Raw genomic sequence first — 16,828 nt, 5'->3', positions numbered from 1 at the left:
TATGCGTCCCGCCCTTTTTATTGGCTATTGGTAAAGCCGGGCCAGTTGCGGATCAGCCAGCAATCCCGGGCCACCTTCCTGATACAACATCGCCAGCTTGTGCGCGGCCAGTGGATGTCCCGCCTTTACCGCCATCGTCCACCAGCGCGCCGCTTCTGCAGCATCCGGGGTCTTGCCGAGCGAACCCGCCAGGCTGAAAACACCCACTTGATAAGCTGCCTTCGCGTCGCCGCTCAATGCCGCCAGACGCAACAGGCGTACGCCCTCCTCCTTCGCTCCAAGGCCTTGACCGCGAAAGGCCAGAATGTGCCCGTAGAAGCTTTGGGCACGGGTATCGCCCAGGTTGGCCATACGTGCAAACTGCCCTTCCATCCAGCCCCAGACGCGCGGCTGGCGCACGCACCAGGGCCAGCGAAACAACTTGCGCGCCAGCCAGTAGCTCAGGCGCGCCTTAAACCGCCAGAGCACTCAAGCCTCCTCGTGCTCATAAGCATGCTCAAACACGCGTACCACCTCTGAGGCATGCCATGACGCGGCGGCAATGCCATCCGGCGGGCCGGGAAAACGCCCAAGCCGCTCAACGCACTCAAAAAAGCCCGTGCGTGGCAGACGACTTGCGCCCTGGCTGATCACCAGCGAACTGCGCAAGGGCTGCTCGGCCTTGGCATCCATCGCCGCTAGGTGCTCAAGTGCTGCGGTAAGGGTCAACATTGCAGGGCTCGGTAATTGCAACCGTTCCAGTAGCGCACGGTAAGTCAGCAAGTGGCGCTGTCGGCGCGCCTGATCGAGCTCAGCCAACAACCCATCCCAGTGTTGACGACTGATGCGAACGCTCATGGTGCTTCCCTCCAGCCCGGGATACCAAGCTCCCAGGCCAAGCTTCGACGAATGGCGAGGTCGGGGAGACGCTCACCGGTTTCTATCATTCCCAGATAGGACGGACTGATACCGACTGTGCGAGCCAGCACTTCAAGGGCCAGGCCCTTGTTCTCGCGCAGGCTGCGCAGTTGATCGAGTCCGGGATGCACCTGCTCGGGGGCAGATGCCTGCAGTACAGGGTCAGGCGCTGCAGTTCGCTCCTTGAGGCCTGCAGCCTTGAGCAGCGCCTGATAACTTTCCCATGAAAGAACGGCGTATTCAGGCTCACCATTACGCTTGATGATTTGAAGATCCATTACTAAACCCCGTCAGACTTTTAAATAAATCGAGTCAGAACTTTCCCTTGAAGCTTAATCCTATCAGCCACCAAGGTCTCTCGGGTTTTCACTCGCAAGTGAAATTTTTGTGAAAACAGCCCTGAACGCCCCACCGGCAGGAAAATGTTATCCACACAAATTGTGGATAACCTTGTGAACAGAGCTGTTTTTTAAGGCTGAAAGGCCCGCCCCATAAGGGCTGGAGTCAGATCGGGCGTTTTTTACACACATAAAAAAACCCATAAATTCATTGACTTGGCAGTCAGCAACCACTAGCCAAGGGAACTTATGGGCGATTTGAAAGGGTGCAGGACAACACTGACGCAAACAAAAACCTGACTGCAGAAACGACAACGCCCCGTCGAGACGGGGCGTTACGCGTACAACATGCTACTTATTTGGCAGCGTCTTGCTCTGCTTTGGCAGGATCTTTGATGCCCAGCAGTTCCAGATCGAATACCAGCACCGAGTTGGCCGGGATCGACGGGCTTGGGCTTTGTGCGCCGTAGGCCAGTTCGCTAGGGATGTACAGCTTGTACTTCTCGCCAACATGCATCAGTTGCAGACCTTCAACCCAACCCGGGATCACGCCGCTAACCGGCAGATCGATCGGGCTGCCGCGCTCAACCGAGCTGTCGAACACCTTGCCATCAATCAATTTGCCTTCGTAGTGAACAGTCACCACGTCGGTGGCTTTAGGCTGAGCGCCATCGGCTTTCTTGATGACTTCGTACTGCAGGCCAGAAGCGGTAGTGACAACACCTGCTTTCTTGCCATTTTCTTCCAGGAATTTTTTGCCAGCAGTAGAAGCTTCTTCGCTCATCTTGGTCAGACGCTCTTCAGCACGTTTCTGCAGTGCTGCAAACGCTTCGATCAGCTCATCGTCCTTCAGCTTTTGTTCTTTCTTGCCGACGGCATCTTCGATGCCCTGGGCTACGGCCTTGGAATCCAGATCATCCATGCCTTCTTGAGCCAGGCTTTTACCCATGTTCAGGCCAATGCCGTACGAGGCTTTTTGCGCTGGAGTTTTCAGCTCTACGCTGGTCTGCGAATCACAACCCGCCAGTACCAGGCTTACCAGAGCCACAGCTGCCGCCAACCGATGCTGTTTCATGCTATTTCCTTGTTCATGCGCCAAATGGGCAATCGAATAAAGCCGCGAGCTTATCAGGCGGCCGCGACCAATGGCTACCGGCATAAGAGGGGCGAAATGCCGATAAGTTCATGCATTAATAACAATTCACGATTACAGCAACTTTTATTAACACATCTGTAAACCCGACAATGCCATCGGGTCACTTGATGCCTGACCGTACCTGAGGCATAAGGCTGTAATTATTTTTACAAGGAGCGTTACTGTGCGTCTGTTTTACCGTGTTCTGCTGGGACTGCTGCTGGCGTTGGTCCTGGGGCTTGGCCTGGTGATCTACTTCATTGCCAACCCGAAACTGCCTGCCTACGAGCCCCCTCAGCAACTGCACTATCTGGATCAGTGGACCCCTGCCGAACGCCAGACCTATTACTACACCCCCCAGGGGACCCAGGTTAAAGGCCTGCATTACGACTGGTTCAGCGCCCTCGAACTGCCCTTTTCAAAACAGCCTTTCGCAGCGCCCGAGTATCTGGCGCGCTTCGGGTTTCTGGTCGATCCCAAACAACAGGCCACTACCGCCAACCCGGGCAACCTGCCAGTGGGCTTTACTCGCCACCAGAACCCGGGCAGCCAGGTCGAGTACCTGGACATCACCTGCGCCGCCTGCCACACCGGTGAACTGCGCTACAAAGGCCAGGCACTGCGCATCGATGGTGCCCCGGCACAACACGTGCTTCCATCCAGCGTACCGACCTTGCGCGGCGGCAGTTTTGGTCAGGCGCTGGTAGCCAGCCTCGCCGCGACCTACTACAACCCCTGGAAATTCGAGCGCTTCGCACGCACGGTGCTGGGCGAGCAGTACGAAGCGCAGCACAAACAACTGCGCAAAGATTTCAAGGCATCCCTGGATACGTTTCTGGCGGTGGCCTGGAATGACACCCATCGCGGCCTCTATCCCACACTCGAAGGGCCGGGCCGTACCGATGCTTTCGGAAGGATCGCCAACGCCAGTTTCGGTGATGCCATTTCCCCGTCCAACTACCGCGTAGCCAACGCTCCGGTTGACTATCCGCACCTGTGGGATATGTGGACGTTCGACTGGGTGCAGTGGAACGGTTCGGCCAAGCAGCCGATGGCACGCAATATTGGTGAAGCCCTTGGTGTTGGCGCCACCCTGAATTTTTTCGATGAGCATGGCCAGCCACTGCAGGGCGATGCCCGCTACCCGTCGAGTGTTCGGGTAAACGACTTGCACCTGATTGAAGAGACCCTGCAAAAACTCAAGCCCCCGGTCTGGCCCGAGGCACTGTTCGGCAACATCGATCGCCCCCTGGCAGCCAAAGGCCGTGTGCTATTCAACGAAAACTGCGCCGGGTGTCATGTACCGCCGGTGGTCGAGGAGAACGGGCGCCTGGTCAAGCAGCTCAAAATGTTGCCGGTCGAGGTCATCGGCACCGATCCCAATACCGCGAACAACATTGCCGACAATCGATACGACCTGAGCCCCTTGCAGTGGGATCCGGCTGAACTGGCTGGCATGAACGTGGATTTGTACCCCAAAACCGATACGCCTCTGGACATGAGCAAACTGTCAGTGGCCAAGGGCCTGGCCTACGTCACTGCGTTTGTTGAAAAACGGGCCTACCATGACGCCAGCATTGGCCCACAAGAGCAGGCGCGTCTCAACGGTTTCGGCCTCCCTATCGGTGTTCTGGAAGTGCGTGCCTACAAGGCGCGGCCCCTCGACGGGATCTGGGCCACAGCGCCCTTCCTGCACAACGGCTCAGTGCCTACGGTGTACCAACTGCTGTCGCCACAGGACGAGCGCGACCAGACCTTCTATCGCGGCAGCTTTGAGTACGACCCGCGGCATTTGGGCTACCGCACCGAAGCCTTTGACGGTGGTTTTGTGCTCGATACGCGTATCAGCGGCAACCACAACAGCGGGCACGAGTTCCGCCCCGGCCCTCGCGGCAATGGCGTCATCGGACGCCTGCTGCAACCCGAAGAGCGCTGGGCGTTGCTGGAGTACTTGAAAGTGCTCGGCGGGCCCCTTGAACACCAGTTGCCCAACGAATGAAGTTTGTTCGACACACCGAAGATTTCCCTAAAAGGATGTTTGCATGCTGACCGCTTTCTGGCTTCGACTCGGCAAATGGCTGGGCACGTTACTGCTGGCGCTGATCGCTCTGGGGTTACTTGGCTGGGGATTGGCCACGGGCTGGTACGCCTGGCAGCATCGCGGCCCGGTCTCGGCCCAGGAACAGATCCCCGCGGGTGAAGCCGCCATGACCCAGGACACTATCCAGACGGCGATCAGGATCGTGGACCAGCACCGCGAGAACACCCGTTATCTGCGCGATGCCCACGCCAAGGCCCACGGCTGCGTCAAAGCCCAGGTCCAGGTGATCGACGATCTCGATCCGGCATTGCGCCAGGGCGTATTCGCCGCACCGGGTAAAACCTGGCAAGCGGTGATGCGTCTGTCCAATGGCAACGCTTACCCGCAATTTGACAGCATCCGGGATGCCCGGGGGATGGCGATCAAGTTGCTCGACGTACCGGGGGCTCAGTTGCTGCCAAGCCAGCAAGGGCGTGGCGAACAGGATTTTGTCATGTTCAACCATCCCAACTTCTTCGTCAGCGACGTAGCCGAATACCGTCAGAACATTGGTGCCCAGGCAGATGGCAAAAAGGTGCTGGCCTTCTTCCCGTCGTGGGATCCGCGCAGCTGGCAGGTACGCCATTTGTTTATCGCCCTGGCGACACTGGCACCCGCTCCCGCCAGCCCCACGCAAACCACGTATTTTTCAGTGTCGCCCTACAAGTTCGGCACGGCCAATGCCAAATACCGCGTGGCCCCCGACCCTGAGAGCTGCCCGGCATACACATTGCCGGCGCAAAATGAGGCACTGCCCAATTTCTTGCGCAATGCCTTGAACCAGCAACTTTCCACCGACCGTGTACCTGCCTGTTTTGTCTTGCAGGTGCAACGCCAGAACGCCAACCGCTTCATGCCGATTGAAGATACGAGCATCGAATGGAAAGAGTCTGACGCGCCCTTCGAGACGGTGGCACGGGTCAGGATTGCCCCTCAGGACTTCGACACCCCAAGCCAGAATCTGGCGTGTGACAACCTGTCGTTCAGCCCGTGGCATGGCATCGAAGAGCATCGTCCGATTGGCGGGATCAACCGCCTGCGCAAGGCGGTGTATGACGCCGTGAGCGAGTATCGGCATACGCGCAATGCGCAGCAATAAAACGCCCAGATAAATGTGGGAGCGGGCTTGCTCGCGATGGCATCGACGCGATCTGACTCAAAGACCGCGTCGCCTTCATCGCGAGCAAGTCCGCTCCCACAGGATTTGGCGCACGCTTTAATTAGACATTTCCCACACTTAAAAATTATATATCTGCCATACGCACAACTTGACACCCATCAAACAACACCTAATGTGCCGCTCACAAAAACAACGAACAACGCACCGCACAACCAAGCTCCCTAATTAGCCACTATGCGCAACAAGTTGCACACTTGAATGTGGATAACCCTGTGAATAGATCCCTGTAACGCCTGCAAATCTTGGCGCATAGCCAAGTGCGCAAGAAGTTGCACACTACTGCGCAACTTCTTGCGCACTTTTATCGGAACTTTTCATTAAGAAAACAAATTAAATCCAACTAGCAATCCTACATCCCTGATAAACAACGACTTTATTTTTTCTGGCATGGGCTTTGATAGCAAATAGGCGCCCGCTATTAAAAAAGCCTGCGGGCTTCTATATTTATCAGTAAGGAAATCATCCATGGCAACGCCAGCGTATATGTCCATCACCGTTACCAAACAGGGTCTGATTACCGCCGGTGCTTTCACCGCCGACTCGGTCGGCAACACCTATCAGGAAGGTCACGAAGACCAGGTCATGGTTCAAGGTTTCAGTCACGAAGTGATCATTCCTCGCGATCCGCAATCGGGTCAACCAACCGGTCAACGCGTTCACAAGCCGGTCAAGATCACCAAGGTCTTCGACAAGTCGTCACCGCTGCTGCTGGCTGCACTGACGTCCGGCGAGCGCCTGACTGAAATCACTATCGAGTGGTATCGCACTTCTTCAGCAGGCACTCAGGAGCACTACTTCACCACCAAACTTGAAGACGCGATCATCGTCGACATCAAGGACTACATGCATAACTGCCAAGACCCGTCGAATTCGCACTTCACCCATCTGGAAGACGTTGAGTTCACCTATCGCAAAATCACCTGGACCCACGAAGTGTCCGGCACTTCCGGTTCTGATGACTGGCGCACCCCAGTCGCAGGCTGACACTGACTGAGTGTTTCACGGTATCAATCGTTGTTTAACGGTTGATACCGCTCATGAGCTTTTGAGGGTCAGGCTTGAGGAAAAAAACATGTTCAATCCTGCTAACGAAACACTGTTCACGCTCACTATCGAAGGGCTTGAACACGATCTGCGTGTGCTTGAATTTCAAGGAACGGAAGCCATCAGCACACCGTTTGCCATCAAGGTAGAACTCGTCAGCGAACGCCCGAATCTTGACCTTGAAAGCATGCTTCACAAACAAGCTTTTCTGGCTTTCAACAACAGAGGTAACGGTATTCATGGGCAGATATATCGTATTGCCCAAGGCGATTCAGGCAAACGTCTGACACGTTACAGCCTGACGCTGGTCCCGCACCTTGCCTATCTAAGACATCGCACCAATCAGCGTATTTTCCAACAGCGCACGGTTGCGCAAATCATCAGCAAGATCCTTGAAGAACACGCAATCCTTGGCGATGCCTACCAGTTTCGACTGAACGCGATTTACCCGCCGCGAGAATACTGCGTCCAGTACAACGAGTCGGACTTGCACTTCATCCAGCGCCTGTGCCGCGAAGAAGGTATTCATTACCACTTCGAACACTCCAGGCACGCCCATTTGCTGGTATTCGGCGATGACCAGACGGGGTTTCCCCAACTGGATAAACCCACCGCCTACCTGCAGGACAGCGGCATGGTGGCCGATGAGCCTGCCATCAAGCACTTCAACCTGCGCGTTGAAGCCCGTACCAGTCGCACCACGCGCAGGGATTACAACTTCGAGAAAGCCGGCTTTACCGTCCAGGCCGCCCATAACCCTGAATCCCAGAGCCCTCAGCCCGATCTTGAGGACTATGACTATCCAGGTTTGTTCGTCCAGGGTGAGCGCGGCAAGCCCTTGACCCGGCGCGCCCTTGAGCGTCACCGAGCCGATTACCGTCAATCCGAAGGCAACAGCGATCAGCCAACGCTGGTCAGCGGCCACTTCATGTTGCTCAGCGAACACCCGCGCAACGAGTGGAACGCGCTCTGGTTACTGACTGAAGTCCATCACCAGGGCTATCAGCCGCAGGTACTGGAAGAGAGCATCAGCCATGCCCCCTCACCTGATTCAGAACAGCTTGAACAGGGCTATCGCAACCGTTTCGTGGCAACGCCCTGGGATGTATTTTATCGCCCGCAACAGCCATACCCCAAACCCCGCGTGCTGGGCAGCCAAACGGCCCTGGTCACCGGGCCAGCCGGCGAAGAGATCTATTGCGATGCCTATGGCCGGATCAAGGTCAAGTTCCACTGGGACCGCGAAGGCAAGGCTGATGACAAGTCCAGCTACTGGCTACGGGTGGCCTCCAGTTGGGCGGGCGGCAGCCACGGCGGGGTCACGATTCCGCGGGTCGGGATGGAGGTGCTGGTCACCTTCCTTGAGGGCGACCCCGACCGGCCCGTGGTCAGCGGCTGCCTGGCCAATAGCCTGAACCCGGTGCCTTATGAGTTGCCAGCGCACAAGACCCGCAGTGTCTTGCGCAGCCGCAGTTCACCGGGAGGCCGGGGTTTCAACGAACTGCACCTTGAAGATCGCGCCGGTCAGGAGCTGATCTATCTGCGTGCCCAGCGCGACATGGAACAGAACATCGGGCATGACAGCCGCCTTGAAGTTGGCAACGAGCGCCATGAAACCATCAAAGGCAACAGCATTGCGGTGCTCGAGGCGCAGGACCAGCGCACTGTAACGTCAGATCGAAAAGTCGCGCTCCAGGCCAGCGACTACTTGCAGGTCGCCAGCAGCAGCCATACCCGGGTCGGGCAGACCGTGGTCGTGGAGGCAGGTCAGGAAGTTCACCTCAAGGCCGGAGCCAATCTGATCCTGGACGCGGGTGCCAGCCTTACCTTGAAAGCTGGGGGGCACCACCTGGTCATCAGCCCCGCAGGCATCTTCAGCAGCACCCCGATTGAAACCGGCGGCGCCCCCCTCAGCGGAACGGCGGCGGTGTCGCTATTGCCCGACTTGCTGGGGCTCTCAAGCATTCCGTCCTTGCTTGATCCGGAGGCTACAGACGCCCAGGCAAACGAGCCCCCAGCGTCGCCCAGAGGGGTGTGCAAGGGCTGCTTGCTGGCTGCACAGGCCAGGGCCGAGGCATTAGTGGCGCAGTAACACTTCATCAGCGAACCTCTTGAAACAAGGAAGCAACATGTCAACAACCGCAAAGGACTGGTTTCAACTTTTGACCGTAGAAGCCCGCAAGGCGAAGCTCGACCACCTGGATGTTCTGATCGACTGCACGACACTGCCTGCCCAGCTATTGCCGCCCCTGCTTGAACTGACACCGGCGCCTGCCAGCGCCTGGTTGTTCGAGCAAACGCTGGAGCACGAAGTGGCCCGTTTTGGCCCACTGCTGCTGCGCATCGAATTGACCCATGAGCAACAGTGCGCCGGGCTATTGGCGCTGCTTGACGCGGTACACCACGACTTTTGTGTGCTGGCACTGACCAGTCGCTGGCCTTTCGACGCCTTGGCCGCGCACTTGCGTGGGGCTACCCGGGCTTGCTGGAACCAGAATACGTGCAGCGGTGTACTGCGTTATTACGACACCCGCCTGTTCAAGTCTTTCTGCGAGCAGCTTGATCCCCCTCAACTCAAGTTGTTTCACGCCCCGGTGAGCCGGTGGCACTGGATCGATCGCGACAACAAAGCTGCAGCGCTATCAGGGTTCGACACCCGCCCGGGCGATCAGCCTGCGCAAACCGGCATGAGCCTGAGCAATGAGCAAGTGCTGCACTTGCAAGCTGTCAGCGCGGCACTTCGCTGGTTCAAGGAGCACGCCAAGACGCCCCATGAGCATGGCTTCACTTCACGCGAAGCCATGATTCGTTGCCTGATTGAAATCCATCTGGATATCAGCCGGCAGAAGCTGGAAAAACATGAACACGAAGACTTTATCGCCACGGCGCTGAGCACCCACCTTCCAATCACCTCGACCTGGCACAAGGCCCACTCATGAGTCGCTTGCCTCTTTTGCTGTTAATCAGCGGTCTCTCGCTACAGGGCTGTGCCGACTCCATACCTGACCGACTCGGTGCGCCAATCGAGGGCTATAGCCATACCTCGGCGGCGATCAACCGGTTTTCGGTCAATGGCAATGGCGGGCCCAACATCAGCCCCTATGGCGGCGGCGCCAAACAGAACTGCTGCGCCACGCTTCCCGTGAAATGGCACCCCGGCTTGACCGTGGTGGTCGAGTGGGAGAAAGACCCTGATCCGCATGCGTATGCCGACTGGCCCAAGCCCCGCTATTCAGATGCTTGGTCCAAGGCCGCTCAAGAGCACGAAGCTCAATACACCCACCATCGCGCCGTTGCGGCGGTGGCGCCATATGAGCGCTTAGGCGTCGTCAATGTGCATTTTCTACCCTGCAACCAAGTCGCTGTTTCGGCAGGTCTGATGATGCCCCGCTCACCCAACTACCCCTATAAATTTCCACAAAAAATGCAGGAGCCTGCCACATGTCCGAAACCATGACTCGCTCACTGTTCGTGATGTTTATCGCCGGGATTGCGTTACAGGGCTGTGCCGACTCCCTGCCTGACCGACTGGGCGCGCCAATCGAGGGCTATAGCCATACCTCGGCGGCGATCAACCGGTTTTCGGTCAATGGCAATGGCGGACCCAATATCAGCCCCTATGGCGGCGGCGGCAAACAGAACTGCTGCGCCACGCTTCCCGTGAAATGGCACTCCGGTTTGACCGTGGTGGTCGAGTGGGAGAAAGACCCTGATCCGCACGCCTCTGCACATTGGCCGCCCCTTGGGACCGATGGCTACCGGGCTGCCTACAAGTTGCATGCGGCCAAGTACACCCGCCATCGCGCTGTTGTGGCTGTTGTGGCTGTTGCGCCGTATGAGGTTTTGGGCCTTATCAATGTGCACTTTTTGCCCTGCAATCAAGTGGCTGTATCGGCAGGCGCAACCGAGCCTGGCCTCCAAAATTACCCATTCCACTTCCCTCAAAAAATGCAGGAACCTGCCACATGTCCGAAACCATGACGCCGCGCCCCAAAAGATCCACTGGAGAATTTCTCAGCCTGACCCCTGACTTCAAAATGGACGGGCTTTTACCTCAAACACCGGGAGATGTGCTTTTCAATTATCGAAAGCAACAGCAAGCCTTCGACCCGTTCGAACAACAAGCAATGGACGCTGCTCATGCAGCCGGATGGGCTTACGCGGGCCGGCCCTGCATGCAGATCGTGACGATCACGCTTTGCTTTGACGGCACCAACAACCATGAACCAACAGACAGCCTGGCTTTACCTTCGACCACTACCAATGTGGCTCGTCTGTACCACGCAAGTTTAGGCAGGGATGACAAGGAAGCGTCTGAGAATGAAGGCTTCTATTCCTATTACATGCAAGGTGTCGGCACCGAGTTCAAGGAAATAGGCGAGTTCAAACCGGATAGCCAAGGTTTGACGATGTCTACAGGCGGCGAAAACCGGATCAACTGGGGGCTGACCCGTTTGATTGACGCACTTCAACGGTCATGTAAAAAAGGCCCGCTGATGCAACCCGAAGCCTACGCTCTCGTACAAAAAATGGGCACCAGTCTCACCGAAGATTTGCTCGCAGCATCGGTCTTCAAAAACAGCTATACCCGCCGCAAAGAAGTGCTGGCCCAGCCCCTGGCCGAACTAAAAGCTCAGATCGACGCTGCCCATGCCGGCAAGACCATCCCGACCATCAAGGCTGTACGACTGTTCGTGTATGGCTTTTCACGGGGCGCCGCCCAGGCGCGGGCATTTGCCAACTGGCTGGAAGCCCTGACCAAGGTCGAAGTGGAAGGCACCACTTGCTACCTGTTTGCCGGACTGCCGATCAAGATTGTGTTCATGGGGCTGTTCGACACTGTGGCCTCAGTGGGTATCCCCTATCTGGCGCCATTTGCCGCAGGCCACATGGGCTGGGCCGACGGCACCCTGCGCCTGTCCGACTCCGAAGAATTTCTGGAGCGCTGCGTGCATATGGTGGCAGCCCACGAGCAGCGCAGTTGCTTCCCCCTGGACTCGATCCGACGCCAGGCCAACCCCGACGATCCGGACTGCCTGTCCACCTATCGCAGCGGCACCAGGGAATATATCTACCCCGGCATGCACTCCGACGTTGGCGGCGGCTACCCGCCCGGCGATCAGGGCAAAGCTGCAGCAGGTGGAAAAGAGGTGCTATCGCAAATTGCACTGCACCATATGTATGACGAGGCCTACAAAGTTGGCGCGCCGTTGCAGGCGCCTCCAGAAGCTTTCAACATGGCATTGAAACATGATCGGCCTTGGCTGGTGATGAGCGACTCAACGTCTATCGAATTCCAGGTCGACCCCACCCTGATCGAACGTTTCAACACCTGGCTCGACAATATGGACAACGGCCCGCTGGAAGAGGTCATGGCCCGCGAGGCCGGGGTGATTACCGGTTGGCGCATCAGCCGTTACGCCATGAACTGGATCAAGTGGACGAGTCTCAATCGGCGGGTGCTGCAAAACGGCCCCGCGAGCGATATGAACGGCGACGAAGTCGACGCGTTCGAGGCCCTGCACGCCATGCAGCTCGAAGAAGATGCCGCCATGCGCGCCGGCTCTAAAGCGCCGGTCTGGTCCGACGCCGAGCTGGCGTCGCAAAAAAAACATCAAGCCACAAAAGAGGCTTATGAAAAGCGCACCGCCACCCAACCTGCCGCCTCGTTCAACACCAGCAAAGTGTTCGAGCCCAACCTGGATTACCGGCAGTTGAGCAACGCCATGGCCGACTTTCGGCGCGACTACGTGCCGGAGTGGAACCTGACCTTGAGCGAGATGATCAGCTTTGGCACCCTCGCCTACACCCTGGTGGGCGGGCTGGTGTATATGACCAACGGCCAGGATGAGGCCGAGCACTATGCCCAGCTGCGCCAGGCCGGTGAAGAAAATTACGCCCTGCTGTTCGGCGCCAACGGCAAGCCGGTGAACGACAAAGCGTGGGCGATCGTAGGCCTGTTTGACGAGCATGTGCATGATTCCCGCGCCTGGTTCATGAACGCGGCCTTGAACGAGCGGGAGGTGTTCAGCGACTACTTTCGGTACCGCGGGATCTTCTTCGACACTCAATCCAACAACGAACTGTCGCTGCTGGTGAACGTTGGGCGCGTGGTGGGCGTGGCCTTGGCGGTGGCCAGTGTCGGCCTGACGATCAGGCGCCAGAACCCGCGTTATCTGGTGGGGCTGATTCTGCCAAGCCTGGGCACCCCGGTGCTTCGCGGCAAGGTGGAGTTCCCGTTTATCAATGCGTTTGACACCGTGACCCGCCTGTCACTGCCGATGATCGAAAACATAGAAACCGTATGCGCCTTTACCAAAAACACCGGCGACGCGGTGAAAGCGGCCCAGGCGCTGCCCGTGCCACCTGCACTGACCGAAAAAACCGCCACTACGGATAATTTGATTGCGATCCTCAAGGCTGCGCAAGCACTTGAAGCCAACAACCTGCTGGAACAAGCGCTGCAAACACAAACGCCCCAGGCTGAGCCAACCAAGGGCTGGCTGGATCAGGCGAGGGGCGTGGCGGGAAGCTTCTAACTGGAACGCTCACACAGGTCGTGACAAGCACCCCGCAGGCGCCGCACAAAGCCACACCTACGGGGTAAACGCTGCACTCAATGCACCGGCAGCTCGACCCCTTCAAACAGTTCTTCGAGCTCTTGCTTGTTGTGGCAAGCAATGGCCTTTGCCATTACTTCACGGGTGAGGTGCGGGGCAAACTTCTCGATAAAGTCGCACATGAATCCGCGCAGGAAGGTGCCACGGCGGAAACCGATCTTGGTGATGCTGGACTCGAACAGTTCGCTGGCATCCAGGACCACCAGGTCGTTGTCGAGCTTGGTGTCCACGGCCATTTTGGCCACGATGCCAACACCCAGACCCAGACGTACATAGGTCTTGATCACGTCAGCATCAGCCGCGGTGAACACCACCTTGGGGGTCAGGCCGCGATGACTGAAGGCTTCATCGAGCTTGGAACGGCCCGTAAAGCCGAATACGTAAGTCACAATCGGGAATTCAGCCAGGGCTTCGAGGGTCAGCTTTGGCAGTTTGGTCAGCGGGTGACCTTGTGGCACGACCACGCAGCGATTCCAGCGGTAGCACGGCATCATCACCAGATCGCCAAACAGCTCCAGGGCCTCGGTGGCAATTGCAAAGTCAACGGTGCCATCAGCGGCCATCTCGGCAATTTGCATGGGCGAACCCTGATGCATATGCAACGCGACATCCGGGTACTGCTTGATGAAATTGCTGATCACCGGCGGCAAGGCGTAACGCGCCTGGGTGTGGGTGGTGGCAATCGACAGCGTGCCTTTTTTCTCGTTGGAAAACTCTTGAGCGATCTGCTTGATGCTTTCGACCTTGCGCAGGATCTCGCCAGCCGTCGTGATGATGCGCTCGCCCGCCGGTGTCACTCGGGTCAGGTGCTTGCCACTACGGGCAAAAACCTCGACCCCCAGTTCGTCTTCAAGCAGGCGGATCTGTTTGCTGATACCCGGCTGTGAGGTGTAAAGGCTCTGTGCAGTGGCCGAAACGTTGAGGTCGTGGTGCGCCACTTCCCAGATGTAGCGCAATTGTTGAAGCTTCATATGCATCCCTCAAAGCTGATAGACGCCAAGGGTATCGGCGGCGATATATAACTATATGGAAGGTTGGAATAAGAAATCTAGAACTTTTTATCGTTTTTATCGATTCATCAGCCTTACACATCAGCGCTGCGCCGACGCTGTGTCAGCGGCACCAGATATACCGGCATCTGCGCCAGCTCGATGACCCTGGTTGCGGTTCGCCCCAAATGCGACTCGCCCCCCGTGGGCTGGGCGTGACTGCCCAGGATCAGCAGATCTACGCACAACTTTTTCGACTGCTCCAGAATGACTTGTGAAGGTTCACCCTGAATAACCTTGACCGAGCGAATCAGGGCCAGTTCCAACTCCCACCCTGCCAACTCCTCACGAAGATTCTCAAGGACACGCAATTCAATATTCGACAGCATGGTGTGCATGCCCTGGCGGTGCAGTTCGTTCAACGCATGCTCATCGAGATAACTCTGCAGGACTGACTCGGCAAACAGCCCCATGGGTTCGACTACATGCACCACAAACAGATCGGCGCCGAAGCTGCGGGCAAGCCCCAGCGCATGCTGCATTACAACGGGCGCATAAACGCCGAGGTCAGTGGCATAGAGAATTGAGCGAATCATGCGACCTTCCCGACAGCTTTGATGAACGAGGTAGATTCAGCTTAGCAGCGCCCGGACAACTACGAAGCCCCCTCGACCACCTGCATGCAGGCTTACTCGGGCACCGAATCCCGGGATTCATTGCTGATGCCGTGTGGAACATGACCGGTAGCGACAACCTGGCGCGCCCTTTCGCAATGACCCGCCTGATCATCAAAAAACACATCGGCAGCAAAGGCCTCCAGAAACGCCGACTTGTCCAGTCCTCCGAGAAACAGCGACTCGTCCAGGCGAATATCCCAATCGCGCAGGGTACGGATCACCCGCTCATGGGCTGGGGCCGACCGTGCGGTGACCAGCGCGGTACGAATCGGGCAGGCGTCATCAGGAAACTCGCGCTGCAGCAGGTTCAGCGCCTCCAGGAAACCTTTGAACGGCCCACCACGCAGCGGGTTGCGGGCAGATTCGCGTTCAAGAGACTGAAAAGCCTCCAGGCCACCGGACTGGAAAACCCGCTCCGACTCATCGGAAAACAGCACCGCGTCACCGTCGAAGGCAATGCGCAACTCGTTGCTCTCGGCCCGCAGTGCCCCCCCCGACAGGATGGTCGCCGCCGCAAAACCTGCATCCAGTGCACTGCGCACATCCTCGGCATGGGTCGACAAAAACAGGTCACAGCCAAAGGCATTGAGGTACGGATGGGGATTGCGCCCGCCGCTGAAGGCTGCACGGGAAATATCCAGGCCGTAATGCTGGATGGAATTGAATACCCGCAACCCGGTATCGGCACTGTTGCGTGACACCAGCACCACCTCGACCCGGTCACGCCCAAGGCTTGCGTTGAAACTGAGGAGCTTTTTGACCAGCGCGAAGGCATCCCCCGGCGCCAGTACTTCATCTTCATGCTCGATCTGGTATTGCCGGTAGGCCTCGATCCCCTTGTTCAGATACACCTGATGGCTATCACTCAAATCGAACAGGGCCCGAGAAGAAATGGCCAGCACCAGCTTGCCCTTTAAGCCTTTGCTCATGTTGCCTCCACAGGTTTGAAGCGGGTTCGGACACCGCTTCACGGTAGCTCGTCAGGCTCATGCATCAAGGCGAGTCGAATATGGTGCGCCAGTTCGCCCTCACTCAGGCGGGACTTCAACTCACCGTAGAAGGCCCCATCGCGCACCACAAACAGGGTGGGCAGATGGAAAATCTCGTAACGTTCGACCAGACCACCATTGTCACCGGCATCGATCCAGCACAACCGATCAACGGGCAACTGCATAGCGGGCAACATGCGCCGCGCAGTACGGCAGGCCGAACAACCCGCGCTGGTGAAGATCACCAGTGAAGTCCCGGGCAACGCCAGCAGGCGCTGATCGGCATCAAAGTCTGTCAGTTCCATTTCAGTCACTATACTCAAAAGACAATACTAATTTGATGGCACTTGGAGTCAGCTTTCATGGGTCGTTTTTTACCTCACCCAGACGATATTCCCGTTGAGATAACGCGACGCAAACAACCTTCACTTTCGCGCCACAAGCTGCACTCTATCAGCCTCGCAGGCGTGTCATGCAACACCGATAGAGCCTGGCGACGGGGTACCGCCGTCGACATGTACATGCCCACCCTGGGGGAAAGCGCACACTATCCGGGCTATATAGCCTGGTGCGAGAAACACCTGGACGGCTATCGCATCGGGGTAGCCCTGATCGACGAACAAGCGCTGTTCGGGGCGCGCATGGGCGAACAGATCTGCCAGATCGAGCACTACTCCCGCCTTCAGCAACAGCAAAGCTCATGTCCGCAAGACCTGGAAGCCCTTGCCCTGGAATGGGTCAGCCACCACGCCGTAGAGTTCTCTCAGGCAACCCTGGATCACGCAATGGCGCAGGCGGTACTGGATTAAAGCTGTGCCTGCCCATTGTCGACTTACCGGATAACGCGTTAAGGTTCGGCTCCCCGATGCGCTCAATCAA

The 16,828-nt window shown here is 57.5% G+C and carries 16 protein-coding genes and 1 pseudogene; 9 read left to right on the top strand and 8 right to left on the bottom strand.

Features of this window, described 5'->3' with window-relative positions; all coding sequences use genetic code 11:
• Positions 1–24: 24 nt before the first annotated feature.
• The 4 genes from V6P94_RS10995 to V6P94_RS10980 all read right to left on the bottom strand — a co-directional run bounded on the left by V6P94_RS10995 (position 25) and on the right by V6P94_RS10980 (position 2,310).
• Entirely contained in the window at positions 25–468 is a 444-nt protein-coding gene (locus V6P94_RS10995; protein ID WP_133078117.1) for a tetratricopeptide repeat protein, read from the bottom strand.
• On the bottom strand, positions 469–837 hold the full coding sequence (locus V6P94_RS10990; RefSeq protein WP_133078116.1) for a hypothetical protein: 369 nt from the start codon (positions 835–837) through the stop codon (positions 469–471). It lies immediately after the preceding gene.
• Positions 834–1,175, bottom strand: a complete 342-nt coding sequence (locus tag V6P94_RS10985; RefSeq protein WP_133078115.1) for a helix-turn-helix transcriptional regulator — start codon at positions 1,173–1,175, stop codon at positions 834–836. The genes V6P94_RS10990 and V6P94_RS10985 overlap by 4 nt, the downstream gene beginning before the upstream one ends.
• A 415-nt stretch (positions 1,176–1,590) precedes the next feature.
• Positions 1,591–2,310: an FKBP-type peptidyl-prolyl cis-trans isomerase gene (locus V6P94_RS10980; RefSeq protein ID WP_133078114.1), complete on the bottom strand. Its 720-nt coding sequence runs from the start codon at positions 2,308–2,310 to the stop codon at positions 1,591–1,593.
• Between the two features lie 244 nt (positions 2,311–2,554).
• On the opposite strand from V6P94_RS10980, the gene V6P94_RS10975 reads away from it, so the two are divergent.
• The 8 genes from V6P94_RS10975 to V6P94_RS10940 all read left to right on the top strand — a co-directional run bounded on the left by V6P94_RS10975 (position 2,555) and on the right by V6P94_RS10940 (position 13,213).
• On the top strand, positions 2,555–4,369 hold the full coding sequence (locus V6P94_RS10975; RefSeq protein WP_338649328.1) for a di-heme-cytochrome C peroxidase: 1,815 nt from the start codon (positions 2,555–2,557) through the stop codon (positions 4,367–4,369).
• Positions 4,370–4,412: 43 nt separating this feature from the next.
• On the top strand, positions 4,413–5,549 hold the full coding sequence (locus V6P94_RS10970; RefSeq protein ID WP_133078112.1) for a catalase: 1,137 nt from the start codon (positions 4,413–4,415) through the stop codon (positions 5,547–5,549).
• A 546-nt stretch (positions 5,550–6,095) separates the two neighbouring features.
• Positions 6,096–6,614 carry a type VI secretion system tube protein TssD gene (locus V6P94_RS10965; protein ID WP_133078111.1) on the top strand — a complete coding sequence of 173 codons (519 nt, stop codon included), beginning with the start codon at positions 6,096–6,098 and terminating at the stop codon, positions 6,612–6,614.
• 88 nt (positions 6,615–6,702) lie between these two features.
• The gene (locus tag V6P94_RS10960; protein WP_133078110.1) at positions 6,703–8,766 is read left to right on the top strand and encodes a type VI secretion system tip protein VgrG; all 2,064 of its coding nucleotides are present in this window, start codon (positions 6,703–6,705) and stop codon (positions 8,764–8,766) included.
• Positions 8,767–8,803: 37 nt separating this feature from the next.
• Positions 8,804–9,613, top strand: coding sequence for a DUF4123 domain-containing protein (locus V6P94_RS10955; protein WP_133078109.1), 810 nt, complete (start codon positions 8,804–8,806; stop codon positions 9,611–9,613).
• Positions 9,610–10,131 carry a DUF3304 domain-containing protein gene (locus V6P94_RS10950; RefSeq protein ID WP_326398258.1) on the top strand — a complete coding sequence of 174 codons (522 nt, stop codon included), beginning with the start codon at positions 9,610–9,612 and terminating at the stop codon, positions 10,129–10,131. The genes V6P94_RS10955 and V6P94_RS10950 overlap by 4 nt, the downstream gene beginning before the upstream one ends.
• Entirely contained in the window at positions 10,116–10,655 is a 540-nt protein-coding gene (locus tag V6P94_RS10945; RefSeq protein WP_338649327.1) for a DUF3304 domain-containing protein, read from the top strand. Before V6P94_RS10950 ends, V6P94_RS10945 begins: the two co-directional genes overlap by 16 nt.
• Positions 10,640–13,213: a DUF2235 domain-containing protein gene (locus tag V6P94_RS10940; protein WP_338649326.1), complete on the top strand. Its 2,574-nt coding sequence runs from the start codon at positions 10,640–10,642 to the stop codon at positions 13,211–13,213. The genes V6P94_RS10945 and V6P94_RS10940 overlap by 16 nt, the downstream gene beginning before the upstream one ends.
• A gap of 77 nt (positions 13,214–13,290) precedes the next feature.
• On the opposite strand, the gene cysB is transcribed toward V6P94_RS10940, so the two are convergent.
• The 4 genes and pseudogenes from cysB to V6P94_RS10920 all read right to left on the bottom strand — a co-directional run bounded on the left by cysB (position 13,291) and on the right by V6P94_RS10920 (position 16,313).
• Positions 13,291–14,265 carry an HTH-type transcriptional regulator CysB gene (gene cysB / locus V6P94_RS10935; protein ID WP_133079379.1) on the bottom strand — a complete coding sequence of 325 codons (975 nt, stop codon included), beginning with the start codon at positions 14,263–14,265 and terminating at the stop codon, positions 13,291–13,293.
• Between the two features lie 113 nt (positions 14,266–14,378).
• Positions 14,379–14,879, bottom strand: coding sequence for a universal stress protein (locus tag V6P94_RS10930; protein ID WP_133079378.1), 501 nt, complete (start codon positions 14,877–14,879; stop codon positions 14,379–14,381).
• Positions 14,880–14,971: 92 nt separating this feature from the next.
• Positions 14,972–15,889, bottom strand: coding sequence for a 5'-nucleotidase (locus V6P94_RS10925; protein WP_133079377.1), 918 nt, complete (start codon positions 15,887–15,889; stop codon positions 14,972–14,974).
• Between the two features lie 38 nt (positions 15,890–15,927).
• Positions 15,928–16,313: pseudogene (locus V6P94_RS10920) on the bottom strand (thioredoxin family protein).
• Here V6P94_RS10920 and V6P94_RS10915 point away from each other — a divergent pair.
• Positions 16,312–16,758: a PilZ domain-containing protein gene (locus V6P94_RS10915; RefSeq protein WP_133079375.1), complete on the top strand. Its 447-nt coding sequence runs from the start codon at positions 16,312–16,314 to the stop codon at positions 16,756–16,758. The pseudogene V6P94_RS10920 and the gene V6P94_RS10915 overlap by 2 nt on opposite strands.
• The last annotated feature ends 70 nt before the right edge of the window (positions 16,759–16,828 follow it).

Source organism: Pseudomonas sp. ML2-2023-3, from assembly GCF_037055275.1.
In the GTDB taxonomy this organism is placed as follows: Bacteria; Pseudomonadota; Gammaproteobacteria; order Pseudomonadales; family Pseudomonadaceae; genus Aquipseudomonas.
Note: the sequence above shows the minus strand (reverse complement) of the source record. Positions and strands in the feature narration are given on the sequence as shown.